21 protein-coding genes are annotated in these 21,737 nt (G+C 72.2%); 8 read left to right on the forward strand and 13 right to left on the reverse strand.

The window, feature by feature from the left end; genetic code table 11:
* Positions 1 to 420 precede the first annotated feature (420 nt).
* From MMSR116_RS05235 to MMSR116_RS05255, 5 genes are all read left to right on the forward strand, one after another.
* The gene (locus MMSR116_RS05235; protein WP_010685207.1) at positions 421 to 3,147 is read left to right on the forward strand and encodes a DUF3772 domain-containing protein; all 2,727 of its coding nucleotides are present in this window, start codon (positions 421 to 423) and stop codon (positions 3,145 to 3,147) included.
* A gap of 124 nt (positions 3,148 to 3,271) precedes the next feature.
* A complete protein-coding gene (locus tag MMSR116_RS05240) occupies positions 3,272 to 3,736 on the forward strand; it encodes a CAP domain-containing protein (RefSeq protein WP_085988044.1) in 465 nt (154 codons plus the stop codon).
* Positions 3,737 to 4,152: 416 nt separating this feature from the next.
* On the forward strand, positions 4,153 to 5,928 hold the full coding sequence (locus tag MMSR116_RS05245; RefSeq protein WP_010685209.1) for a glucan ABC transporter ATP-binding protein/ permease: 1,776 nt from the start codon (positions 4,153 to 4,155) through the stop codon (positions 5,926 to 5,928).
* 372 nt (positions 5,929 to 6,300) lie between these two features.
* Complete coding sequence (locus tag MMSR116_RS05250) at positions 6,301 to 6,825, forward strand: MarR family winged helix-turn-helix transcriptional regulator (protein ID WP_010685210.1); 525 nt, start codon at positions 6,301 to 6,303, stop codon at positions 6,823 to 6,825.
* Positions 6,822 to 7,529, forward strand: a complete 708-nt coding sequence (locus MMSR116_RS05255; protein ID WP_010685211.1) for a response regulator — start codon at positions 6,822 to 6,824, stop codon at positions 7,527 to 7,529. Before MMSR116_RS05250 ends, MMSR116_RS05255 begins: the two co-directional genes overlap by 4 nt.
* A 13-nt stretch (positions 7,530 to 7,542) precedes the next feature.
* Here MMSR116_RS05255 and MMSR116_RS05260 read toward each other — a convergent pair whose 3' ends face one another.
* The 12 genes from MMSR116_RS05260 to rho form a co-directional block, all read right to left on the reverse strand.
* Complete coding sequence (locus MMSR116_RS05260) at positions 7,543 to 7,779, reverse strand: hypothetical protein (protein WP_010685212.1); 237 nt, start codon at positions 7,777 to 7,779, stop codon at positions 7,543 to 7,545.
* A gap of 88 nt (positions 7,780 to 7,867) precedes the next feature.
* The gene (locus MMSR116_RS05265) at positions 7,868 to 8,692 is read right to left on the reverse strand and encodes a 2-keto-4-pentenoate hydratase (RefSeq protein WP_010685213.1); all 825 of its coding nucleotides are present in this window, start codon (positions 8,690 to 8,692) and stop codon (positions 7,868 to 7,870) included.
* A gap of 45 nt (positions 8,693 to 8,737) precedes the next feature.
* On the reverse strand, positions 8,738 to 9,616 hold the full coding sequence (locus tag MMSR116_RS05270) for a TIGR01459 family HAD-type hydrolase (RefSeq protein ID WP_039893864.1): 879 nt from the start codon (positions 9,614 to 9,616) through the stop codon (positions 8,738 to 8,740).
* 139 nt (positions 9,617 to 9,755) lie between these two features.
* Positions 9,756 to 10,979, reverse strand: a complete 1,224-nt coding sequence (locus MMSR116_RS05275; RefSeq protein ID WP_010685215.1) for an extracellular catalytic domain type 1 short-chain-length polyhydroxyalkanoate depolymerase — start codon at positions 10,977 to 10,979, stop codon at positions 9,756 to 9,758.
* Between the two features lie 208 nt (positions 10,980 to 11,187).
* A complete protein-coding gene (gene dnaQ / locus MMSR116_RS05280) occupies positions 11,188 to 11,910 on the reverse strand; it encodes a DNA polymerase III subunit epsilon (RefSeq protein ID WP_010685216.1) in 723 nt (240 codons plus the stop codon).
* A 73-nt stretch (positions 11,911 to 11,983) separates the two neighbouring features.
* Positions 11,984 to 12,184: a hypothetical protein gene (locus MMSR116_RS05285; protein WP_010685217.1), complete on the reverse strand. Its 201-nt coding sequence runs from the start codon at positions 12,182 to 12,184 to the stop codon at positions 11,984 to 11,986.
* A gap of 47 nt (positions 12,185 to 12,231) precedes the next feature.
* On the reverse strand, positions 12,232 to 13,038 hold the full coding sequence (locus tag MMSR116_RS05290) for a glucose 1-dehydrogenase (RefSeq protein WP_010685218.1): 807 nt from the start codon (positions 13,036 to 13,038) through the stop codon (positions 12,232 to 12,234).
* A 39-nt stretch (positions 13,039 to 13,077) separates the two neighbouring features.
* Positions 13,078 to 13,716, reverse strand: a complete 639-nt coding sequence (gene coaE, locus MMSR116_RS05295; RefSeq protein WP_039893867.1) for a dephospho-CoA kinase — start codon at positions 13,714 to 13,716, stop codon at positions 13,078 to 13,080.
* Positions 13,713 to 14,561 carry a shikimate dehydrogenase gene (locus MMSR116_RS05300; RefSeq protein ID WP_010685220.1) on the reverse strand — a complete coding sequence of 283 codons (849 nt, stop codon included), beginning with the start codon at positions 14,559 to 14,561 and terminating at the stop codon, positions 13,713 to 13,715. Before MMSR116_RS05300 ends, coaE begins: the two co-directional genes overlap by 4 nt.
* Positions 14,558 to 15,589: a cation diffusion facilitator family transporter gene (locus MMSR116_RS05305; RefSeq protein ID WP_010685221.1), complete on the reverse strand. Its 1,032-nt coding sequence runs from the start codon at positions 15,587 to 15,589 to the stop codon at positions 14,558 to 14,560. Before MMSR116_RS05305 ends, MMSR116_RS05300 begins: the two co-directional genes overlap by 4 nt.
* 12 nt (positions 15,590 to 15,601) lie before the next feature.
* Positions 15,602 to 16,213: a Maf family protein gene (locus MMSR116_RS05310; protein WP_010685222.1), complete on the reverse strand. Its 612-nt coding sequence runs from the start codon at positions 16,211 to 16,213 to the stop codon at positions 15,602 to 15,604.
* Between the two features lie 286 nt (positions 16,214 to 16,499).
* Positions 16,500 to 17,861 (reverse strand): transcription termination factor Rho, encoded by a 1,362-nt coding sequence (gene rho, locus MMSR116_RS05315; RefSeq protein WP_010685223.1) that lies wholly within the window; start codon positions 17,859 to 17,861, stop codon positions 16,500 to 16,502.
* A 440-nt stretch (positions 17,862 to 18,301) separates the two neighbouring features.
* Here rho and MMSR116_RS05320 point away from each other — a divergent pair, with 440 nt between their 5' ends.
* From MMSR116_RS05320 to MMSR116_RS05330, 3 genes are all read left to right on the forward strand, one after another.
* A complete protein-coding gene (locus MMSR116_RS05320) occupies positions 18,302 to 18,805 on the forward strand; it encodes a DUF3429 domain-containing protein (RefSeq protein ID WP_010685224.1) in 504 nt (167 codons plus the stop codon).
* 340 nt (positions 18,806 to 19,145) lie between these two features.
* Complete coding sequence (gene hisS / locus MMSR116_RS05325) at positions 19,146 to 20,693, forward strand: histidine--tRNA ligase (protein ID WP_010685225.1); 1,548 nt, start codon at positions 19,146 to 19,148, stop codon at positions 20,691 to 20,693.
* A 68-nt stretch (positions 20,694 to 20,761) separates the two neighbouring features.
* Complete coding sequence (locus MMSR116_RS05330) at positions 20,762 to 21,016, forward strand: hypothetical protein (RefSeq protein ID WP_010685226.1); 255 nt, start codon at positions 20,762 to 20,764, stop codon at positions 21,014 to 21,016.
* Positions 21,017 to 21,025: 9 nt separating this feature from the next.
* On the opposite strand, the gene MMSR116_RS05335 is transcribed toward MMSR116_RS05330, so the two are convergent.
* Complete coding sequence (locus MMSR116_RS05335; protein WP_158168518.1) at positions 21,026 to 21,436, reverse strand: histidine-type phosphatase; 411 nt, start codon at positions 21,434 to 21,436, stop codon at positions 21,026 to 21,028.
* Positions 21,437 to 21,737: the final 301 nt, after the last annotated feature.

The following is a 21,737-nucleotide window of genomic DNA, read 5'->3' on the forward strand; positions in this document are numbered from 1 at the left end:
CGCGGCGCGTCGGCTTGGCGGGAGAGGCGGAGGGAGCAACAGGGCGGCGGGCCGGCGCGCGGGGGCGCCGGTCGGGGCGGTCACATCCGGAACGCGGCCGGGCCGGGCCGGCGCTGTCACCGGCCGTGCCCTTTCGCGTGATGACGAAAAGGCCCTGTCCATCAGGTGTTCATCTAATCCCAGCGTGACACCCTTGTGAAGCTTTTCCCGCCGGGCCCCAGGGACGCACCCACAGGCCGCCCGCCGGGCGTCGAATCCGCCCGAGGGTGGGCAGGAGCAACGTTTCGCCCTAAAGCTCGCCCAGAGCGCTGGGCCGCCATGCTGGGCCACTGAGCGGCCAGCCCCGGTCCCCCATCCCCGCCGATTCGCCGATGCCGGCCCCGTGACCCCGCATCCGGCGCACCCGACGAGAGGTTGCCCATGACTCGTACGCCAGCGCGGATCTGTCCGCGCCCGTTGCTGCTCCTTCCGGTTCTCACAGCCCTCGTGCTCGGCCCCCCCGCGGTCGCGCCGGCCCTCGCCCAGGCTCAGAGCCAGACGCAGCCTCAGGGGCAGACCCAGAATCACGCGCCGGCCGGGCAACCTTCGGAGGCCAAGCCTGCGGAGGCCAAGCCGACCGGGCAACCTTCGGAGGCCAAGCCGGCGGAGGCCAAGCCGGCGGAGGCCAAGCCTTCGGACACCAAGCCGGCGGTCGCGAAGCCCAGCCCGGCACAGGCCGAACTTCCCGAGCAGTTCAAGGCGGTCCGGGCCAAGATCGACGCCGCCAAGGCCGAGCTCGATGCCCGCGAGAAGCAGCTCGGCCATAACGACCTGACGGTGGCCGACCTCACCGCCATCCGCGACAGCGCCGTCACGGTCACGGACGAGATCCGCACCCTGGTCACCCGCCTCGACGCGCCGCTGGAGGCCGCCCGCGAGCGGCTGGCCCAGCTCGGGCCGAAGCCGAAGGACACCCAGGAGAGCGCCGACGTCGCCGAGCAGCGCCTCGAGCGCGAGGCCGCCGTGACCCGGATCGACGAGACCCAGCGGCTGGCCCGCTCCCTGGTGGTGCAGGGCGACCAGATCGTCGACCGGGTCTCGAACCGCCGCCGCGAATCCTTCACCCGCGACCTGTTCCAGCGCTCCCAGCCGCTGGTCGGACCGGGCCTCTGGGCCAAGGTGATGGGGGACATCCCCCGGGACACGCGCGCCCTGCAGAGCGCGGTCTCCGACATCGGCCTGCTGTTCTCCCGCAACGGCAGCCTCGGCAACCTGCTGCTCCTGGGGCTCGCCTTCGGGATCTCGGTCGCGCTGTATTTCGGCCGGCGCAACATCGCCCCGCGCGGCGCCCGCCGCGACGCCGGCAAGACCGACCCGTCGCGCCGGGCCGTGATGCTCGCCGCGTGGCGGGTGATCCTGCTCGGCACGGTCCCGGCGGTGGCCGGGTCCTACGCGGTCTACTACGCGCTGGACGCCACCAACCTCCTGCCCTCCCGGCTCCTGCCGGTGGCGGCCGCGATCCTCGGCGGCCTCGCCTTCATCGCCTTCGTGGAGGCCCTCTGCGACGGGCTGCTCAGCACCGAGAAGCCGGCCTGGCGCCCCGCGCCCGTGAGCGACGCGGCGGCGGTCCGCCTGACCCGGCTCGCGGTCGGCATCGCCACGGTGATCACCGTGGTGAAATCCGTGGAGGCCCTGAATTCCGGGATCTCGGCGGCCCTGCCGATCTCCATCGCCACGCGGGGCATCGGCGCCGTGGCGACCGCGCTGATCCTGGCGATCGGCCTGCACCGCTTCGCCGACACCGAGCAGGAGGAGGAGGCCTGCTTCGGCCCCTACGTGCCGACCAAGACCACCACGGGCATCGGCGGGCCGGCCCGGCTCCTGGGCTGGGCCGCGGTGGCGCTGATCGGGCTCGGCGCGCTGGTGGGCTACGTCGCCTTCGCGGCCTTCATGATCGACCAGCTGATCTGGGACGCGGGCGTCCTGGTGATGCTCTACCTCCTGGTCCAGAGCGTCGACATCTTCATCGGCCGGGCGCTCTCGGACGAGACGCGGCTCGCCACCACGCTCCAGGCCAATACCGGCCTGCGCAAGCGGTCGCTGAACCAGATCTCGGTCCTGGCGACCGGCGCGGCCCGGCTCGTCCTGTTCCTGGCGGCGGCGGTCCTGGTGCTGGCGCCCTGGGGGCTCGACTCCACCGACATCCTCTCGTCGGTCCGGCAGGCCTTCTTCGGCTTCAAGGTCGGGGACGTGACGATCTCGCTGTCCAGCATCGCGCTGGGCGTCGGCATCCTGGTGCTCGGGGTGTTCATCACCCGCGGCGTGCAGCGCTGGCTGGAGAACACCTACCTGCCGGCGACCGACCTCGACGCGGGCCTGCGCAACTCGATCACCACGGTGGCGGGCTATTGCGGCTTCCTGATCGCGCTCGCGCTCGCCTTCTCGTATCTGGGCCTGAGCCTGGAGAAACTCACCATCGTGGCCGGCGCCCTGTCGGTCGGTATCGGCTTCGGCCTCCAGTCGATCGTCAACAACTTCGTGTCGGGCCTGCTGCTCCTCTGGGAGCGCCCGATCCGGGTCGGCGATCAGGTGGTGATCGGCGATTCCGAGGGCATCGTGAAGCGGATCTCGGTCCGCTCCACGGAGATCCAGACCTTCGACCGCTCGGCCGTGATCGTGCCGAACTCGAACCTGATCTCCGGCGTGGTCAAGAACCGGGTGCGGGGCGACCGCTCCGGGCGGGTCAGCATCACGGTCAGCGTCCTGCGCAACCAGGATCCGGTGCGGGCCGCCGAGATGATCGTCGGCTGCGCGCAGGCGCATTCGGACGTGCTCAAGGACCCGGCCCCGCGGGTGGTGTTCAAGAAGATCGGCGACCCGTTCCTGGAGTTCGAGCTGCTGGTCTGGATCGTGGACGTGAGCCTCGGCCAGAAGGTCCTGACCGACCTGAACTTCTCCGTGTTCGCGACGCTCTCGGGGGCGGGCTTCATCCCGCCGCTCGGCCCCGGCTCCAGCATCGTCACCATCCAGGGCCTCGACACGATGCAGAGCGCCATGGGCGAGATCGCCAGCCGGTTCGGGCTGCCGGCGCCGGCCGCCGAGGCGGCCGAGGCGGGGGAACCGGCCCGGGCGCAGCGGGACCGGGCCCTGCGGAGCGCGGGGGGCTGAGGGACCGATGCGGTTTGGCCCGGGGCCGCCTATATGCCTCGGGCGGCCGTGCCGGCTGCCGAGCGGGGACCAGAGACACGTGGGCGCACGAGACACGAGACGGATCCTGAGGCGGGCGGCCTGCATCCCGGTGCTGGCGCTCCTCGGCTCCTGCAACACCGAGGCGCCGACGACCTCCGCCTTGCCGAGCATCTACCTGCCGCTCGCCAGCAACAGCGCCCATATCGACGTCGAGGCGGCGCGCGACATGATCTCGTCCTATCGCCGCAACCGCGGCGCAGCGCCGCTCGCGGTCGATCCCGAATTGCAGCGGCTCGCGGAGGCCGAGGCGGCCGCCATGGCGCTCGCCGACCGGCCGAGCCGGGCGCAGACCGTCAAGGCCGCGGTGGAGCGGCTCGGCTACGCGGACGTGAACGCCAACCTCTCGGCGGGCTATCACACCCTGGCGGAGGCGTTCTCCGGCTGGCGCGAGAGCGCGCCGCACGACGCCACCATGCTGGCGCCCCGGGCGACCAAGATGGGGATCGCCACCGCCTACGCGCCGGGGTCGAAGTACAAGGTCTACTGGGCGCTCCTGACGGCCAAGTAGCCGCGACTCCCATCGCCTCGGTCCCTCCGGCAGTCCCGTCCCGTTTGGGATCGGCGGCGCCTCCTCGATGGCCCTCTCGAGGACCCTCACGACCACGCGGCGGTTGGCCGGCCTGGAGGGGGCGTCGGGGAACATCCGCCCAGTGCCGGCCTTGCCGGCGACCGAGGCGAACCGGTCGTCCGGAACTCGGTACCGGCCGGGATCGCGCGAACAGGAAATCTTGCTTAGCGGATCGTAAGGAAACTGTTTCGAACCTGTATCGGCTCGTCATCGCCCGTTCAGGCGGAAGCTGGCATAGCCGTTCTCCAAGAGGGGTTTGACCCGGATCCGGCGCCGATGCCGACCGCGCGGAACTCCTCAGATAAGGCGTGAGACCCGGGTCACACGGGCCGCGCCAGGGGTGGCGGAGCGGTACGATGGTTCGTCTGTACGGGCGGGTCCTGGGATTCCTGAAGGCGGAAAGGCGGCTGGCCATAGGCCTGGCCGTCACCAACGTGATCCTGGCGATCGCGGCCTTCGCCGAGCCCCTGCTGATGGGCCGGATCATCGACCAGCTGACCCATCTCAAGCGCGGCGGCGACGCCATGGGCACGATGCTGCCCCTGCTCGCCGCCTGGGTGGCGTTCGGCTTCTTCACCATCGCGGCGGGCGTGTTCATCGCCCTCCACGCCGACCGGCTCGCCCACCGCAACCGCCTGTCGTCGATGGCGAGCTACTTCGAGCACGTCCTCGACCTGCCGCTCGCCTTCCACTCGGCCAACCATTCCGGCCGCGTCCTGAAGGCGATGCTGGAGGGCACGAACGGGATGGCGTGGCTGTGGCTCGGCTTCTTCCGCGACCACCTCGTCGCCCTGGTCTCGCTCGGCGTGCTCCTGCCGATGACCCTGTTCATCAACTGGCAGCTCGGCTCGATCCTGGTGGTGCTGGTGCTCGCCTTCACGGCGCTGACCACCTTCGTGATGCGCCGGACCGAGGCGCTCCAGGGGCAGGTCGAGGAATTCAATTCCGGCCTCGCGGCCCATGCCTCGGACGCGCTCGGCAACGTCGCGGTGATCCAGTCCTTCACCCGCGCCAAGGCCGAGAAGGAGGCGATGCGCGGCATCATCACCAACCTGCTCGCCGCGCAGATCCCGGTCCTGTCCTGGTGGGCGCTCGCCAACGTGGCGACCCGGGCGTCCGCGACCATCACCATGACGGCGATCTTCGTCACCGGCATCTGGCTCTATCAGGCGGGCTCCACCACGGTGGGCGAGGTCGTGGCCTTCATGAGCCTCGCCACCGCCTTCGTGGCCCGGCTCGACCACGTGGTCGGCTTCGTCAACGGCCTGTTCCAGCAGGCCCCGAAGATCGCCGAGTTCTTCGAGATCTACGACACCGTCCCGGCGGTGGCCGACCGGCCGCACGCCCGGCAGGTCGCCCGGTTCGAGGGCGCGGTCACCTTCGAGGACGTCGCCTTCTCGTATGACGGACGGCGCCAGGCGCTGGACGGCGTCTCGTTCTCGGCGCGCCCCGGCGAGACGATCGCGCTCGTCGGCACCACCGGCTCGGGCAAGTCGACGACGCTCGGCCTCCTGCACCGCAGCTTCGACCCGTCCGCCGGCGCGATCCGCATCGACGGGATGGACATCCGCGACGTCGGCCTGTCGTCCCTGCGCCACAACATCGGCGTGGTGTTCCAGGAGCCGATGCTGTTCGCCCGCTCGATCCGCGAGAACCTGCAGGTCGGCTGCCCCGACGCGACGGACGAGGAGATGCTCGACGCCCTGGAGCGCGCCCAGGCCAGCGCCTTCATGGCGCGCCAGGCCGACGGGCTCGACACGGTGATCGGCGAGCGCGGCCGGTCGCTCTCGGGCGGCGAGCGCCAGCGGCTCTCGATCGCCCGGGCGCTCCTGAAGAACCCGCCGATCCTGATCCTCGACGAGGCGACCTCGGCGCTGGACGCCGCCACCGAGCGCAAGCTCCAGGGCGCGCTGGAGACCGTGATGGAGGGGCGTACCACCTTCGTGATCGCCCACCGCCTCGCGACGATCCGCGACGCCGACCGGATCCTGGTGTTCCACGAGGGCCGGATCGTCGAGGCCGGGACCTTCGACCAGCTGGTGGCCCAGGACGGCCGCTTCGCCGACCTCGCCCGGGCGCAGTTCATGGCGACCCAGGCCGAGGAGGAGGAAGGACTGGCGCTGGCCGCCTGAGAGGGCGGGAGGCCGCCCCCGCGGCCGGTGGCCTGTCGTGCCGTGCCCGCTCGGGTTGCGCCCGGGCGGAGGCCGCTTCAGGACCGGCTGCCCCATCCTTCCGCCCCATCCCGGGATGCGCCGCGGGACATGGGCCGGACAAGGGTCGGACATGGGTCGGGCGCGCCGTCAGGCGGAGGCCCGTTGCCAAGCCGGGATCCTGCAGGCCCATTCCCCATCCGGGCGGAACTCCATCCGGGCGGACCTGGAGGTCGCCACCCCGGGATGGCAGGCGTTCTGCCCCGGCCGGACGGGCGCCAGGGTTGACGGGCCCGGCCGTGCTTGAGAAACGTCACGGAACCTGACCTATCACCTGTTGGGAGCGGCCGCGCCGTGAGACGGACAGCCCCGCACGAGGAGTCCTTCGCGGCAAAGCCCGTCCCGGTCGCCGCGCAGGCCGCCCTCGGCAGCGACGACCTGATCGAGCTCCTGTTCTTCGCCTACCGCGACTTCGTGGGCGATCCGGACCGGATCCTGGCCGCCTACGGCTTCGGCCGGGCGCACCACCGGGTGCTGCACTTCGTCGACCGCTACCCGGGCCTGACCATCGCGGAACTCCTCGACATCCTGCGCATCACCAAGCAGAGCCTGAACCGGGTCCTCAAGGACCTGATCGGCCAGGGCTACGTGGCGCAGAAGCCCGGCTCCAGCGACCGGCGCCAGCGCCTGCTGTACTGTACGGTTGCCGGCGCCGGCCTGGCGGCCGACCTCACCCGCGTCCAGGCCCGCCGCCTCGCCCGGGCGCTGGCCGCCCCGGATGCGCGGGGCTCGCCGGAGGATTTCCTGATGGCCATGATCGAGCCGGAGGATCGCCCGGCTGTCCAGCGCCTGATGGCGCGGCGCGGGAGCGGCGCGTGACGATCCCGGTCCGGGCCGAACTGCCCGACGAGGCCCCGCACGTTTTGGTGGTCGACGACGACCGCCGCCTGCGCGAGCTGCTCGCCCGCTACCTCACCGACCAGGGTTTTCGCGTCACCGCGGCGGCGAGCGCCGCGGAGGCCCGGGCGCGGGCCCAGAGCGTGGTGTTCGACGCCATGGTGCTCGACGTGATGATGCCGGGCGAGAACGGCTTCGACTACGCCCGCAGCGTGCGCGAGACCTCGCGGGTGCCGATCCTGATGCTCACCGCCCGCTCCAACACCAACGACCGGGTGATGGGACTGGAGATCGGCGCAGACGATTACCTGCCGAAACCCTTCGAGCCGCGGGAGCTGACGCTCCGGCTCAACAACATCATCAAGCGCAACGGCCGCCCCCGCGAGGTGAGCGCCGAGGCCGTGACCTTCGGCCCGTTCGCGTTCCGGATCGACCGGGGCGAATTGCGCCGCGACGACGAGCTGATCCGAATCACCGAGCGCGAGCGCGAGATCCTGACGATCCTGGCGATGGCGGGCGGCGCCAATGTCGAGCGCGAGCAGCTCGCGGGCAGCGGTGGCGCGGCGGCGGAGCGCACCGTCGACGTCCAGATCAACCGCCTGCGCCGCAAGACCGAGGTCGATCCCGCCAACCCGGTCTTCCTGCAGACCGTGCGGGGCGTGGGCTACCGGCTCGCGGTGGACTGAAGCGGCGTCCGGATCACACGACGCGCGGCTCGTCGGGCTTCAGCTTGAGGGCCTTGGCGATCCGGGTGGACAGGCTGCCCACGACGGCCACGGCGGCCTCCCGACCGGCGAGGGCCCGGATCGCCTCCAGCGCCTCCTCGGCTCCGGGTTTCATCACCGCGTAGACGGTGGAACCCTGCGCCTTGCCGGGTCGCCCCGTCGTGACGGAGACGAGGAAAGTCGTGTAGCGTCTCCGCAGGCGTCCGGGCATGTCTCAGCATGTGCCATGTCGGCTAACCATCACCAACACCTGATTTCTCGCGCCTATCCGACACGGGGGATCCGGCCGCAGCGCCACATCAGATCAGGGCAAGATCCAGGCCCGGCAGCGGCAGGCCCGCCAGCCGCGCGCTCCACACCTGCCCGGATTCTACCGGCAGGGCGTCGGTCAGGGTGCCGGTGGTGACGACCTCGCCGGCCGCCAGCGGCGGCGACGCCAGATCGTTAGCCAGCACATCGACGAGGTGGCCGAGGGCCGTGAGAGGGCCTGTCCCGAGCACGTTCCGGCCACCGCCACGCTCCGCCACGGCGCCGTCCCGCAGGAGGTCGACGGTGAAGGCTTCGAGCGCCCCGATCCAGGCCGGCCGATCCGCCGGGACGATCGGGACCCGCTCGCCGACCACCAGCAGCCCGTGCAGCCCGAAGGCCGCCACGGTGTCGGGGGCGGCGAAGCGCCATCCGGGATAGAGCGACTGCACGATCTCGAAGCCGCAGGCCGCCCAGTCGAGGCACGCGATCAGGGCCGCGGCGTCCATGCCCGGCTCCGGCGCGTGGGCGAGGCCGAACACGATCTCGGGCTCGATCCGCGGTTCCACGAAGGCGGCGAGCGCCACCGGCTCCGCCAGCGCGTCCCGGTCGCGCAGGGTCGTGTCGTAGATGTGGCCCCAGATCGGGGCATCGACGCCGTACCGCGCCCAGATCGTCGTGTTGGTGAACCCGATCTTGCGGCCGACCGGCCGCTCGCCGCGCGTCTCACGCAGCCGCCGGACTTCCGCGGCCACCCGATAGGCGGCCGGCAGATCGAGGCCGGGATCCCAGCCGGTCAGGGGCGGGATCCGGCGGCGATGCTCGTGCGCGGCCAGGACGGTCCGGGCATGGGCGGCGGCGGATACAGGCTCGGTCATGGCCTGACGTAGCACGCCGGCCCGCCGCCGTAGACCGGCGCGGCCCTACCAGACCAGCCGCTCGATCACCGCGTCCGGATGCACCGCCTGCCGGCCGAGCCACTCCGCCACGTCGCCGAGCCGGTGGTGCTCGGCCGTGACGCCGAGTTCCTCCGCGTGGATGCCCCGTGCCACCAGGAGGCTCGCGATGCCGAAGCCCCGGGCACCGGCGATGTCGGTGCGGATCGCGTCGCCGATCGCCAGGACCCGGGCCGGATCCACCGGGGCGCCGATCAGGTCCGCCCCCCTGGCGAGCGCCGCCTCGTAGACCGGACGATGCGGCTTGCCGGCATAGACGGCCGTGCCGCCGATCTCCGCGTAGGCCGCCGCCAGCAGGCCCGCGCAGGGGATCAGCCGGTTGCCGCTCTCGACCACGAGGTCGGGATTGGCGCAGATCATCGTCAGCCCGCGGGCGGCGAGGCGCCCTAGCTCGTCGCGGTAATCCTCCGCGGTCTCGCTGCGGTCGTCGAACAGCCCCGTGCAGACCACGAGGTCGGCCTGCGCCTCCGGGACGAGGCTGAGGTCGAGATCCTGGAAGATGCCGAGGTCGCGCTCCGGCCCGATATGGCGGATCCGCGCGCCCGGGCGCTGGGCGATCAGGTCGCGGGTGAGGTCGCCCGAGGTGAGGATCGCGTCGTAGGCCTCTCGCGGCACCCCGAACCGGTCGAGGATGCGCCCCACCCCGTCGCCGGGCCGCGGGGCGTTCGAGACGAGGACGACCCGGCGCGGCCGGTCTCCGGCAAGGCCGCGGAAGCGGATCAGCGCCTCGCCGGCGGGCCCGTGCGCCTTCTGGCCGTCGTGCAGCACGCCCCACACGTCGCAGAGGATCAGGTCGTATCGGTCGGCGATCGCGGCGAGGCCATTCAGGGTCGGGATGGCGGTCATGATGGTCCGTGGACGTCCTGGTTTCAAAAGGTCCGGGACCTTTTGCGGGTGCAGGGCGGCGCCCTGCAAGCGGGCGAGTTCCTCGAGGCCAGGGCTCCGCCCTGGCGACCCGCCAAAGGGCGCGCCCTATGGACACCCGTTACCGGCGTTGCGGGCCCAGCCGGTGCTCGGCGAAGAAGTCGAGCATGGCGCGGGAGGCGTCGGGGCCCTCGCAGTCGGTGTAGCTGCCCTCGGGGCGGCCGCCCGACCAGGCGTGGCCGGCGCCGCGCACGCGCCAATCCTCGACGACCACGCGGCCCGCCGGGTCCCGGTAGCGGGTGCGAGTGAAGGGATGGCCGCGGCCCTCGATGGTCTCGGACCGGGCGGTCAGGCCCGCGACATTGGCCTGCGCCAGAACCTGATCGGCGTTGCGCACGCTCACCGTGCCGTCATCCTCGCCATGGAAGATGATGGTGGGCACGCGCGTCGCCGCGGGGGGCGCCCCGAAGGGCGTCGGGCTGCCGAGGCCCGGGGCGCCGACCTGCATGGCCATCAGCGCCGAGCCGAGGTCGCGGGCGCAGCCGGCGGCGAGGCCCGAATGGACGCCGACCGCCGCGTAGAGATCCGGATAGGCGCGGGCGATGTTGAGAGCGGCCGCGCCCCCGGCCGACAACCCGGCGATGTAGACCCGGGCCGGGTCGATCGGGTGCTCCGCCAGGAGCGCTCGGGTGAGACCCGCGACGATCGCCGGCTCGCCCGATCCGCGGACCTGGTCGCGGGGATCGTACCAGTTCCAGCAGCGCTGGGCGTGGGCCTGACGGCTCTGAGCCGGGTAGGCGACGTACACGCCCGCCCGCTCGGCCAGCGCGTTCATGCCGGTGCCGGCGGCGAAATCGTCCGGATTCTGCGTGCAGCCATGCAGCATCACGACCAGCGGCGCGCGCCTGTCCGGATGGCTCGGGATGAACAGCTTGTACTCGCGGGTGCCGGCGGTCTCTGTGTGGCTCAGGGTCACGAAGCTGCCCCCCGCCGGACGCTTCCGCTCGGGGGGCGAGGCGGGCTGGCGCAGCGGGTTGCCGAGGCCCTTGAGAACCGGCGCGAGGCCGCGCACGACGTCGCCCACGACCTGGCCGACCACCTCGCGCACCCGCGTCCCCGGCTCCGCCGCGGGGCGGGTCTCCTCGCGACGCACCGGACCCTCGGGCGGCGCGGGCGGAGGCCTCTGGCCCCCGAGGCTGCGCTGGATCAGGGCGGTCGCCTCCTCCAGCCGGCCGAGGCCGGTGAGCCGGGTGGCCTCGATCATGTCGGCGAACGGCGATGCGCCTGCCTTGGCGCCGCGATCCGCACCGTGGTCCCCGTCGCGGCCACCGATATCCTCGGTCATGCGTGCACGCCTCGTTGCCTCAGCAATCCTGTCGCGGTCGGGACCGGAACGCCTGTGCCGCCGCACGAATCGCCCTCAACCCCCCAGGTCGAGACGGTGGGCCGACGGCTTATTGTGCATTGCAATAAACGCCGATGTGCGCTGCGGCAACAGCCGCCCGGCACGGGGCAGGCCGGCGGACCGGCCGGCACGACCGGGGCGCATCAGGTCAGGCGGGATCCTCCGCGCCGATATAGTCGGCCCAGATCGCGGCGGGACCGAGGCTCGCCCGGAAGCCGTCGTGCCGGGCCCGCTCCGCCTCGGTCAGGCGGCTCCGGTAGGGCCGGGGCGCCGCGGGAGCCGCCGCATCGAGGACGGATCCGGGGACCGGGGCGGCGACCGCCGCCTCCATGAGGCCGAGGCTGGTCTGCTTGCCGCCGAGCAGCTCCACGTAGACCTCGGCGAGGATCTGCGCGTCGAGGAGCGCCCCGTGCTTGGTGCGCTTCGTGTTGTCGATGCCGTAGCGGGCGCAGAGGGCGTCGAGGTTGTTGGCTGCTCCGGGATGCTTGCGCCGGGCCATCGGCAGGGTGTCGACCACGTCCTCCAGCTGGATCGGCGGCGGGGCGTCGGCGCCGAGCCGCGCGTATTCCATGTTGAGGAAGCCCACATCGAAGGGGGCGTTGTGGATGACGAGGCGCCCGTCGGCCAGGAAGGCCAGCAGCTCGCCCACGATCTCCGCGAAGGCCGGCTTGTCGGAGAGGAAGGCGTCGGAGAGGCCGTGAACCTTGAAGGCGCCCTCCGAGACCGCGCGCTGCGGGTTGCAGTAGCGGTGGAAGGTCCGCCCCGTGGGGATGTGGTTGAGGAGTTCCACCGCGCCGATCTCGATCAGCCGGTCGCCGCCCCTGGCCTCCGTGCCGGTGGTCTCGGTGTCGAGGACGATCTCGCGCAGCATGGGTCTCGCGGTTCCCAGATGAGGGGCGGAAGCTATCCGCATAGACCGGCGCGGTTAAGCGCCCGTGCGCGCCTCACCGGGAGGTGTTGCGATACACGCAGACGCGGCCCTGGTCCTCGTAGCCGGCCGGGCAGGCCGCCACGCAGGCGCCGGCCGCGAGCTTCCTGGGCGGCGGGCAGCTGGTGGCGTACTGCGCCTGCGCCGGCGCGGCTCCGAGCAGGGCCATCACGGCCAGGATGCGAGCAACACAGGCGAACAGTCCGGCGTGAGACATGGGATGACGCCCTCTCGGAAACGCTCCGTGGCTCGAACGGCATCTGCTCAGTCTCCGGGACTTGCCGCGGTGCCGGCGAGCAATCCGCCGTCGATGCTGATCTCCGAACCGGTCATGTAGGCGGCCTCGTCCGAGGCGAGCAGGACACAAACCGCCGCGACCTCTTCCGGGGTCCCGAAGCGCCGCAGCGGCGTGTCGGCGACGAGGGCTGCCATCCGGTCCGCGCGTCCGGGCCCGTCTCCCAGCATCGGCTCCCACATCGGCGTCAGTACCGCGGCCGGATGGATCGAATTGCAGCGCACATTCAGGCCCTGCGCGGCACAGTAGAGTGCCACCGACTTGGTGTGGTTCCGGACCGCCGCCTTGGAGGAGGCGTAGGCTGCGGCCATGGGAATGCCGACGAGGCCGGAGCGCGACGAGATGTTGACGATGGCGCCCGAGCCCCTGTGCCGCATCGCCCGGATCGCGTGTTTGCAGCCGAGGAAGACGCCGTCGAGATTGGTCGCGTGCACGGCCCGCCAATCGGCGAGCGTCGCGTTCTCCGGATCGTGCGCGGCAGGCCCGTCCTCGAATCCCGTGATGCCGGCATTGTTGACGAGCCCGTCCAGGCGGCCATGCCGGGCGAGGAGGTCGGCCATCACGGCCTCCCAGGCCGCCTCGTTGCGGACATCGAGCTGCGCGAAGTGGGCTTGATCGCGACCAATCGCTTCGGCAACCGCTCGGCCCGCCGTGCCGTCGCGATCGGTGACCCACACGAACGCGCCCTCGACGGCGAAGGCCCGGGCCACAGCCTCACCGATCCCGCGGCCTGCGCCGGTCACGAGCGCCACTTTGCCCAGCAGCCGTTCCGCCATCGAAACCCCCTGTCCCGGGCCGAGCACGCGATCGGCCCCTCAGGCCTCCCCATCGGGTCGCGGCGCACGGCCCTCCGTCAGTTGAGCCACGATCCGCGCCACCTCGGCCTCGGCGGCGGGGAACCCCCGGCTCGTGTCGATCACGAAATCCGCCCGGGCGCGCTTCTCGGCATCGGGCATCTGCTTGGCCAGGATGGCCGCGAAGGCCGCCTCGGTCATGCCGGGGCGGGCGAGCACCCGGGCGCGCTGGATCTCGGCCGGGGCGCTCACCACCGCGACCGCGTCGCAGCGCGCCTCGCCGCCGGTCTCGTACAGGAGCGGGATGTCGAGGACGACGAGGGCCGCCCCCGCGTGGCGCGCGAGGAAATCCGTGCTGGCCGCCCGGACCAGCGGGTGGACGATTCCCTCGAGGGCCGCCATCCGCTCGGGGGCGCCGAGCACCGCGGCGCGCAGGCGCGTCCGGTCGACGCCGCCGTCCGCGTCGAGCACGCCCGGGAAGGTTTCCGCGATGGCCGCCCCCGCCGCGCCGCCGGGCCCGTAGAGGGCGTGCACGGCGGCGTCCGCGTCGTGGACCGGGACGCCGAGCCTCGAAAACATCGCCGCGGTGGCCGACTTGCCCATCCCGATCGAGCCGGTCAGCCCGAGGACGAGGGGTCCGGATCCGGCCCTGGGTCTCATCCGCCGAGATCCGCCACGATCCGGTCCCGCAGGTCCGGCGTGACGGCGGGGCGCAGGCCGAACCAGGCCTCGAAGCCCGGCACCGCCTGGTGCAGCAGCATGCCGAGCCCGTCCACCGCCGCGAGGCCCCGGCGCCGGGCGGCGGCGAGGAGATCCGTCTCCAGGGGCGCGTAGACGATGTCGGCCACCGCGGCCCCGGCGGGCATCGGGGCGAGGTCGAGCGCCAGGGGCGGCTGCCCCTTCATGCCGAGCGACGTGGTGTTGACGAGGAGACCGGCCTCGCTCAGGGCGGCCGGGAGGTCGTCCCAGGCGATGGCATCGGCGATGCCCGGCGCGAGGGCCGCGACCGCCTGGGCCCGTGCCGGGGTACGGTTGGCGACGAGGATGCGCGCCGCCCCGCGCTCGGCGAGGCCGACCACGATGGCGCGCGCCGCCCCGCCGGCCCCGAGCACGACCGCGGTGCCGCCCGCCCGCGCCGGCCAGTCGGCACCGAGGCTCTGGTCGAGATGCGCGCAGAAGCCCGGCGCGTCGGTGTTGTCGCCCCGGATCCGTCCGTCCGGCCCGACCACCAGGGTGTTGACCGCGCCGATCTTTTCCGCCCGCGGCGTCAGCCCGTCCGCCAGCGCGAAGGCCGCCTCCTTGTGGGGGAGGGTGACGTTGCCGCCCCGGTAGCCGGACGCGGCCAGGCCGCGGACGAAGTCCGGAAAGGCCGCGGGCGCCACGTCCAGGCGCTCGTAGGAACCCGGGATCCCGTGGGCGGCGAGCCAGTGGCCGTGGATCAGCGGCGAGCGCGAGTGGGCGATCGGGTGGCCGACCACGAAGGCGCGGGGATGCGGACCGCTCATGCCGCGCAATCCCGCGCGAGCCGGCAGGCCGGGCCGCCCGCCTCCTCGATCTGCAGGGTCGCGTGGCCGATGCCGAAGCGGGCGCGCAGGCCCTCGGCGGTCTCGTTGAGGAAACCGTTGCCGGGCGCGCGATGGGCCTGATGGCCGTCTTCCATCACGAGATGGACCGTCAGGGCGACGCTGGTGGTGCTCATGGGCCAGATGTGCAGGTCGTGGAGGTCGGCGACGCCGGGGCGTTCGCGCAGGAAGCCGGTCACCGCCGCGGGGGAGATCTCCGGCGGCACCGCGTCGAGGGACATGGCCACGCTGTCGCGCAGGAGACCCCAGGTCGCCCAGACCACGAGACCCGCGACCCCGAGGCTGACCGCCGGGTCGAGCCAGACGAGGCCGGTGAGCTGGATCACGAGGCCCGCCACAACGACCCCGGCCGAGATGGCGGCGTCGGCCGCCATGTGCAGGAAGGCGCCGCGGATGTTGATGTCGCCCTTGGCGCCGCTGGCGAAGAGCCACGCGGTGACGCCGTTCACCAGGATGCCGATGCCGGCCACCACCATCACGGTCGTGCCCGCCACGGGCTCCGGGTGGACCAGCCGGACCAGCGCCTCCCACATCACCGCCCCCATGGCGATCAGCAGGAACACGGCGTTGAACAGGGCGGCCAGGATCGAGGAGCCCCGGTAGCCGTAAGTGAAGCGCGCGGTCGCGCGGCGGCGGACCAGGATGGCGGCGATCCAGGCCGCCGCGAGGCCGAGCACGTCCGACAGGTTGTGGCCGGCATCGGCCACAAGGGACATCGAGTTGCTGAGGTAGCCGTAGATCGCCTCGACCACCACGAAGACCGTGTTGAGGGTGATCCCGATCGCGAAGGCCGGCCCGAAATTCTTCGGCGCGTGGGCGTGGCCGCCGAGGCCGCCATGGGCGTGGCTGCCGTGCGAAGGGCCGCCATGGGCGTGTTCGCCATGGACGTGTTCACCATGGACGTGTTCACCATGGGCATGGCCGCCGTGCGCATGATCGTGTCCGGCCAAGTCGGTGCTCCCTCAGAAGGCCAGGTAGCCGGCGGCGCGCAGCCGTGCGAGGAGCGGCAGCAGCGGCAGGCCCAGCACGGTGCTGTGATCGCCCGCGACCGACTCGAACAGGTGGATCCCCGGCCCTTCGAGCTGGTAGCCGCCGACGCTCGACCGCACGCGGTCTTCGCCGGCGCAGTCCACATAGGCCGCGATGGCCCGGTCATCGAGGGGGCGCAGGGTCAGCCGGGCGGTCTCCACGAAGGCATCCTCCACCGCACCGGCGAGCGCCACAGCGGCATGCAGGGCGTGGGTCCGGCCGGCGAGCCGGGCGAGCTGCGCCCGGGCCGAGGCGGCGTCGGCGGGCTTGTGGAACACCGCGCCGTCGCGGTCGAGCACCTGATCGGCGCCGATGACCAACCGTCCCGGGAACCGCGCCGCCACCGACCGGGCCTTGGCGCGGGCCAGCGTCAGGGCGAGGTCCGGCGGGGAGAGGCCGGCGCTCTCCGCCTCCAGGGCGCGCTCGTCCACCTCGGGCGCGGCGGTCTCGACCGGCAGGGCGGCGCTCTCCAGCAGGAGGCGCCGGGTCGGGCTCGTGGAGGCGAGGAGGAGCGGGTCCGGACCGGTCCAGGGCGTGCGGGGCATCGCGCCAGTGTCACGGATCCGCGGACGGGTGCAAGTCGGCGACCGCGCCCATGACGGGGCTGCGACGAGCCCCGCCGCCGGGATGGGCCGGCCGGCGGGGCTGTCGCGGGGCCGATACGCAACCTGGCGCCCGGGGATGACCTTAGGCAGGGGCCGGTTAGGGGAAGGTCAACGGGCGAACCGCGTCGTCTGGCCGTTCCGTGCCGCGGCGGGACAGGGAGTGGATGAATCCCGTTCCGCTTCCCTCCTCCCCCGCCGAGGGGGGAGGAGGACGCGCGGTACCGCCTCAGGTGTTCATCGAGTCGAAGAAGTCGCTGTTGCTCTTGGTCTGGCGCAGCTTGTCGAGCAGGAACTCGATCGCGTCGGTCACGCCCATCGGGTTGAGGATGCGGCGCAGCACGTAGGTCTTCTTGAGCGAGTCCGGCGGGACCAGCAGCTCCTCCTTGCGGGTGCCCGAGCGGGTGATGTCGATCGCCGGGAAGATACGCTTGTCGGAGACCTTGCGGTCCAGGATGATCTCGGAATTGCCGGTGCCCTTGAACTCCTCGAAGATCACCTCGTCCATGCGCGAGCCGGTGTCGATCAGCGCCGTGGCGATGATCGAGAGCGAGCCGCCCTCCTCGATGTTGCGGGCCGCGCCGAAGAAGCGCTTGGGCCGCTGCAGGGCGTTGGCGTCGACGCCGCCGGTGAGCACCTTGCCGGAGGACGGCACCACGGTGTTGTAGGCGCGACCCAGCCGCGTGATCGAGTCGAGCAGGATCACCACGTCGCGCCCGTGCTCCACGAGGCGCTTGGCCTTCTCGATCACCATCTCGGCGACCTGCACGTGGCGGGTGGCCGGCTCGTCGAAGGTGGAGGCGATGACCTCGCCCTTCACCGAGCGCTGCATGTCGGTGACCTCCTCGGGCCGCTCGTCGATGAGCAGCACGATCAGGTAGCACTCCGGGTGGTTCAGGGTGATCGACTGCGCGATGTTCTGCATCAGCACGGTCTTACCCGTGCGCGGCGGCGCCACGATCAGGGCGCGCTGGCCCTTTCCGATCGGCGCCACGATGTCGATGATCCGCGGCGAGAAATCCTTCTTGGTCGGGTTGTCCAGCTCGAGCTTGAAGCGCTTCGTCGGGAAGAGCGGCGTCAGGTTGTCGAAGTGGACCTTGTGCTTGATCTTCTCCGGGTTCTCGAAGTTGATCGTGTTGACCTTCAGAAGGGCGAAGTAGCGCTCGCCGTCCTTGGGGCCGCGGATCGGGCCCTCGACGGTGTCGCCGGTACGCAGGCCGAAGCGGCGGATCTGGGTCGGCGAGATGTAGATGTCGTCGGGACCCGGCAGATAGTTCGAGTCGGAGGAGCGCAGGAAGCCGAAGCCGTCCTGCAGCACCTCGACGGTGCCCGAGCCGATGATCTCGACCTCCTTGGCAGCGAGCTGCTTCAGGATCGCGAACATCAGCTCCTGCTTGCGCATGGTCGAGGCGTTCTCGACCTCGACCTCCTCGGCGAAGGCCGTGAGGTCGGTGGGCGTCTTGGACTTGAGGTCCTGGAGCTTGACCTCGCGGACGCCTTCGAGGGCGGCGGGCATGGCGGGCCGCTCGGCGGTCGCGTCGGCCGGCTCCGCGGTTTCGAGGTCGGCGAGGGCGTCGGGGTTTGGCGTCATGGGGTGTCTTGCAACCGACGGAGAAGGTGGGAGGGCCGGTTCTATGCCAGGCACCCGGGGGACGGGCGCCGAAGGGCGGGCCGCGCTGCGGCGAGGGGCCCGGAGATCAGGTTGGCAAAACCGTTTTGGCAGGACCCTCGCGGCTCACGGGCGCGCTGCGGCGCAGACCTTGTGATGAGGGCAAGGGAGAAATAACGCGTTTCCTCACCGCACTCAAGGGGGTAGGCCGAGGGGGCAGGCCGGGGGGCACGCGGGGTCACAAGCGCCCGGCAAGATTGATCCCTCAGGATCGGCTGACTCGGGACCGGCCGCGCCGATGCGCCGGCGCGGTGCGGGCGCCGATTCGGAACCGTGCCCGCGCGGGGCCGTTCATCGTGCCGGCGCCGCAGCGCAACAGAGATCCACCCGAGACCTTTCCACCCGAGAACCACCTGAACGCCATGCGCGACGACGCCACCGGACGCACCCTCACCGCGCACGAGCCGCGCCGGATCCCCTGGCTCGACATCGTCTTCGGCTTCGGTCCCATGGTGCCGATCGCCGTCGGAGCCGCGGCGGCGTGGTGGATGAACGGGCAGCCCCTCGATTACCTGGTGGCCCTGTTCACCCTTCTCTACGCCGCGTCCATCCTGCTGTTCCTGGCGGGCGTGCACCGGGGCGTCAGCTTCCGGACCGAGGGCGGCCCGCAGATCTCGCAGATCGTCACGATGCTGGTCCTGTACGCCCTCGGGCTCGCCAGCCTGTTCACCGCCGTGTTGGGCAAGGCGGTCCCGGCGCTCGCCATGCTGATCCTCGGCTACGCCCTCATCGGGATCCTCGACCCGATCGCGGCGCGCGCCGGCGAGGTGCCCCTCGCCCATGCCCGCCTGCGTCCCCTGCAGATGCCGATCGCCGTGGTGAGCCTCGCGGCCCTGATGTGGCTCAAGCTGACCGCGCCGTACTGAGTTCTTGTTCCGGGGCGAACCACACACGTCCTGTCCCCGCTTCAACGCTTCGGTTGATGCGCCCCGCCCGTCATCACGAGCGCAGCGACGTGACCCCGGGCAGGGTGACCCCGGTCAGCGTCGCGCCGCCTGGATTGCCTCGCTCCGCCCGCAAGGAGGGCGGCGCCGTCTTGCGCCGGCTGGTCGGGTGCCGAGAGTGCCTGCAAAGAGCGCCGCCGAACCGAATTCCCCTTTCGCCCGGCATGCTCTAGAGCCCGGCCGCAGGATCTCCGTGCGCCGGAGACGATCGACGATTCGATGTGGGACCCAGGACTCGGGTCCGCGAGAAGCGAATGCACCCATGTCCAAAGCTGAAACTCCGAAGGCCGAGAAGGCCGAGACCCTGAAGCCCCGCCTGCCGCGCGGCTTCGTCGATCGGCGCGCCGGCGAGATCGCCGCGCAGGGCCGGATGCTGGAGACGATTCGGCGGAGCTTCGAGCTCTACGGCTTCGAGGCCCTGGAGACGCCCTTCGTCGAGTACACCGAGGCTCTGGGCAAGTTCCTGCCCGACCTCGACCGGCCGAACGCCGGCGTGTTCTCGTTCCAGGACGACGACGAGGCGTGGCTGTCGCTCCGCTACGACCTCACGGCGCCGCTGGCCCGGTTCGTGGCCGAGAATTTCGACGCGCTGCCGAAGCCGTATCGGAGCTACCGGGCCGGCTACGTCTTCCGCAACGAGAAGCCGGGGCCGGGCCGCTTCCGCCAGTTCATGCAGTTCGACGCCGACATCGTGGGCGCCGGCAGCGTCGCGGCGGATGCCGAGACCTGCATGCTGATGGCCGACACCCTGAACCGCCTCGGGCTCGGCGGGCAGTACGTGGTCAAGGTCAACAACCGCAAGGTGCTCGACGGCGTCATGGAGGCGATCGGGCTCGCCGGCCCCGACAAGGCCGGCCAGCGCCTGACGGTCCTGCGGGCCATCGACAAGCTCGACCGGCTGGGCGTCGACGGGGTACGCGACCTCCTCGGCGCCGGCCGCAAGGACGAGAGCGGCGACTTCACCAAGGGCGCCGGGCTCGACGCGACGGCGATCGGCCGGATCCTCGCCTACGTGTCGTTCCAGGCGGACGCCGCGGACGGGGCCGACAAGGTGGCGTTCTGGGAAAGGTTCTTCGCCGGCTGGCACGACGCGGTGGGCGATTCCGAGACCGGGCGGGCGGGCATCGCCGAGCTGCACGCGATCATGCGCCTCTGCGCCGCCGCCGGGTACGGCCACGACGTGATCCGGGCCGATCCGAGCGTGGTGCGCGGGCTCGAATACTACACCGGCCCGGTCTACGAGGCCGAGCTGACGTTCCCCGTCACCAACGAGGACGGCCAGACCGTGCGCTTCGGCTCGGTGGCGGGCGGCGGGCGCTACGACGGGCTCGTCGGGCGGTTCCGGGCCGAGCCGGTGCCGGCCACCGGCTTCTCGATCGGCGTCTCGCGGCTGTTCTCGGCGCTCCAGCTGGTGAACAGCCCGCTGCTCGCCGGAGCCGAGGCGCCGGGGCCCGTGGTGGTGCTGGTCCTCGACCGGGAGAACATGGCCGATTACCAGCGCCTCGTCGCGCTGCTGCGGGCGGACGGCATCCGGGCCGAGCTCTACCTCGGGTCTGCGGGCATGAAGGCGCAGATGAAGTATGCCGACCGCCGCCGCGCCCCCGTGGCGGTGATCCAGGGCTCGAACGAGCGGCTGGCCGGCGAAGTCCAGATCAAGGACCTGATCGAGGGTGCCCGGGCGGCCGAGTCCATCGCCAGCAACGCCGAGTGGAAGGCGGCGCGACCGGCCCAGTTCTCCTGCCCCGAGGCCGATCTGGTGGCGCAGGTCCGCGCCGTGCTGGCCCGGCACTTCTCATCCGCCGCGGATTGAAACGCCGCGGCTGCAGCGGCGTTGGTTCCGGGTCTGGGCCGCGACGCCGTCGGCCGGGAGACCCGGGGATGCGTGCCGAGTTCCTGTTCAAGATCCTGTTTCTGCCGGCCGGGCTGGTCCTCGCCGGCGCGGCACCGGCCTCCGCGGCCCGTCCGCTCCCCGGCCGGCTGCCGAGTGCCGTCGCGGCCGCCACGCCCGGCACCGGGAGCGCCCCGATCCTCAGCGCCGGCGTCGCGGGCGCCCCCGCGCTCGCGGCCCTGACCCGGCGGAAGCCGGCGCGGCGGCCCCGGGGGGCGCGGCTCGGCAGCCTCCGCCCGCTCTGAGGGCAGGCGTTACCGGACGCAGGCGGGCGGGAGCGCGGCGCGGACATTGGTCGCGAAGGTCTCCAGACCGCAGGCCCCGTCCCGCGCCTGGCAGATCCCGATCGCCAGGGGCAGCGAGACCGGCGGATCGAGGGGGCCGAGGACCCGGGCAGAGCGCAGCTGGTCGAGGGTCTGGGCGTAGATGCGGATCCTGACCGTCCGTGCGCCCGTCTCCGGGGTGCGCCAGACCTCGAAGGCGAGGGTGGCTCCGGGGGCCGTGGGGTCCGGCTGTCCCGGGAGCTGCCAGCCCAGGCCGAGGGCGCCGGCCAGGTTCGACAGGGTGGTGTCGTGGCCGGCCAGGACGAGGAGGCGCGCGCGCGTCCCGATCGGCGGGACGCCGAGGCCCCGGGGCGCCTCGCCCGCCAGCAGGTCCGCGAGCATCCGCAGCAGCGTCGCCGCGCGGAAGACGGCGAGCTCGGGCGTCCGGTACAGGAGGTCGGCCGCGCGGCGATGGGCGGCGGCGAGGACCGCCAGGGTCCCGGGGGAGCCCCTGGCCCCAGGCCACTTGATCGGCCGGCAGGCCTTCGGCGTAGGCGAGGAGCAGGTTCTCCGACACCGGGGCGGCGAGCGCCAGCGGGCCGGCGATCCTCGGCTTGGCGGGGTCGGCGACCAGGGTGCTCGGGCCGTCGAGGCAGGCGGCCGGGATCGCCGCGCAGGCCTCCGGTCCGAGGATCCCTTTCAG

The organism is Methylobacterium mesophilicum SR1.6/6 (genome assembly GCF_000364445.2).
Classification (GTDB): Bacteria; Pseudomonadota; Alphaproteobacteria; order Rhizobiales; family Beijerinckiaceae; genus Methylobacterium; species Methylobacterium mesophilicum_A.

Excerpts from the sequence above, each read along its gene's own strand:
- MMSR116_RS05235 (WP_010685207.1), top strand. The coding sequence starts at position 421 with ATGACTCGTACGCCAGCGCGGATCTGTCCGCGCCCGTTGCTGCTCCTT.
- MMSR116_RS05245 (WP_010685209.1), top strand. The coding sequence starts at position 4,153 with ATGGTTCGTCTGTACGGGCGGGTCCTGGGATTCCTGAAGGCGGAAAGG.
- MMSR116_RS05260 (WP_010685212.1), bottom strand. The coding sequence starts at position 7,779 with ATGCCCGGACGCCTGCGGAGACGCTACACGACTTTCCTCGTCTCCGTC.
- MMSR116_RS05265 (WP_010685213.1), bottom strand. The coding sequence starts at position 8,692 with ATGACCGAGCCTGTATCCGCCGCCGCCCATGCCCGGACCGTCCTGGCC.
- MMSR116_RS05270 (WP_039893864.1), bottom strand. The coding sequence starts at position 9,616 with ATGACCGCCATCCCGACCCTGAATGGCCTCGCCGCGATCGCCGACCGA.
- MMSR116_RS05275 (WP_010685215.1), bottom strand. The coding sequence starts at position 10,979 with ATGACCGAGGATATCGGTGGCCGCGACGGGGACCACGGTGCGGATCGC.
- dnaQ (WP_010685216.1), bottom strand. The coding sequence starts at position 11,910 with ATGCTGCGCGAGATCGTCCTCGACACCGAGACCACCGGCACGGAGGCC.
- MMSR116_RS05285 (WP_010685217.1), bottom strand. The coding sequence starts at position 12,184 with ATGTCTCACGCCGGACTGTTCGCCTGTGTTGCTCGCATCCTGGCCGTG.
- MMSR116_RS05290 (WP_010685218.1), bottom strand. The coding sequence starts at position 13,038 with ATGGCGGAACGGCTGCTGGGCAAAGTGGCGCTCGTGACCGGCGCAGGC.
- coaE (WP_039893867.1), bottom strand. The coding sequence starts at position 13,716 with ATGAGACCCAGGGCCGGATCCGGACCCCTCGTCCTCGGGCTGACCGGC.
- MMSR116_RS05300 (WP_010685220.1), bottom strand. The coding sequence starts at position 14,561 with ATGAGCGGTCCGCATCCCCGCGCCTTCGTGGTCGGCCACCCGATCGCC.
- MMSR116_RS05310 (WP_010685222.1), bottom strand. The coding sequence starts at position 16,213 with ATGCCCCGCACGCCCTGGACCGGTCCGGACCCGCTCCTCCTCGCCTCC.
- rho (WP_010685223.1), bottom strand. The coding sequence starts at position 17,861 with ATGACGCCAAACCCCGACGCCCTCGCCGACCTCGAAACCGCGGAGCCG.
- MMSR116_RS05320 (WP_010685224.1), top strand. The coding sequence starts at position 18,302 with ATGCGCGACGACGCCACCGGACGCACCCTCACCGCGCACGAGCCGCGC.
- hisS (WP_010685225.1), top strand. The coding sequence starts at position 19,146 with ATGTCCAAAGCTGAAACTCCGAAGGCCGAGAAGGCCGAGACCCTGAAG.
- MMSR116_RS05330 (WP_010685226.1), top strand. The coding sequence starts at position 20,762 with ATGCGTGCCGAGTTCCTGTTCAAGATCCTGTTTCTGCCGGCCGGGCTG.
- MMSR116_RS05335 (WP_158168518.1), bottom strand. The coding sequence starts at position 21,436 with ATGCTCGCGGACCTGCTGGCGGGCGAGGCGCCCCGGGGCCTCGGCGTC.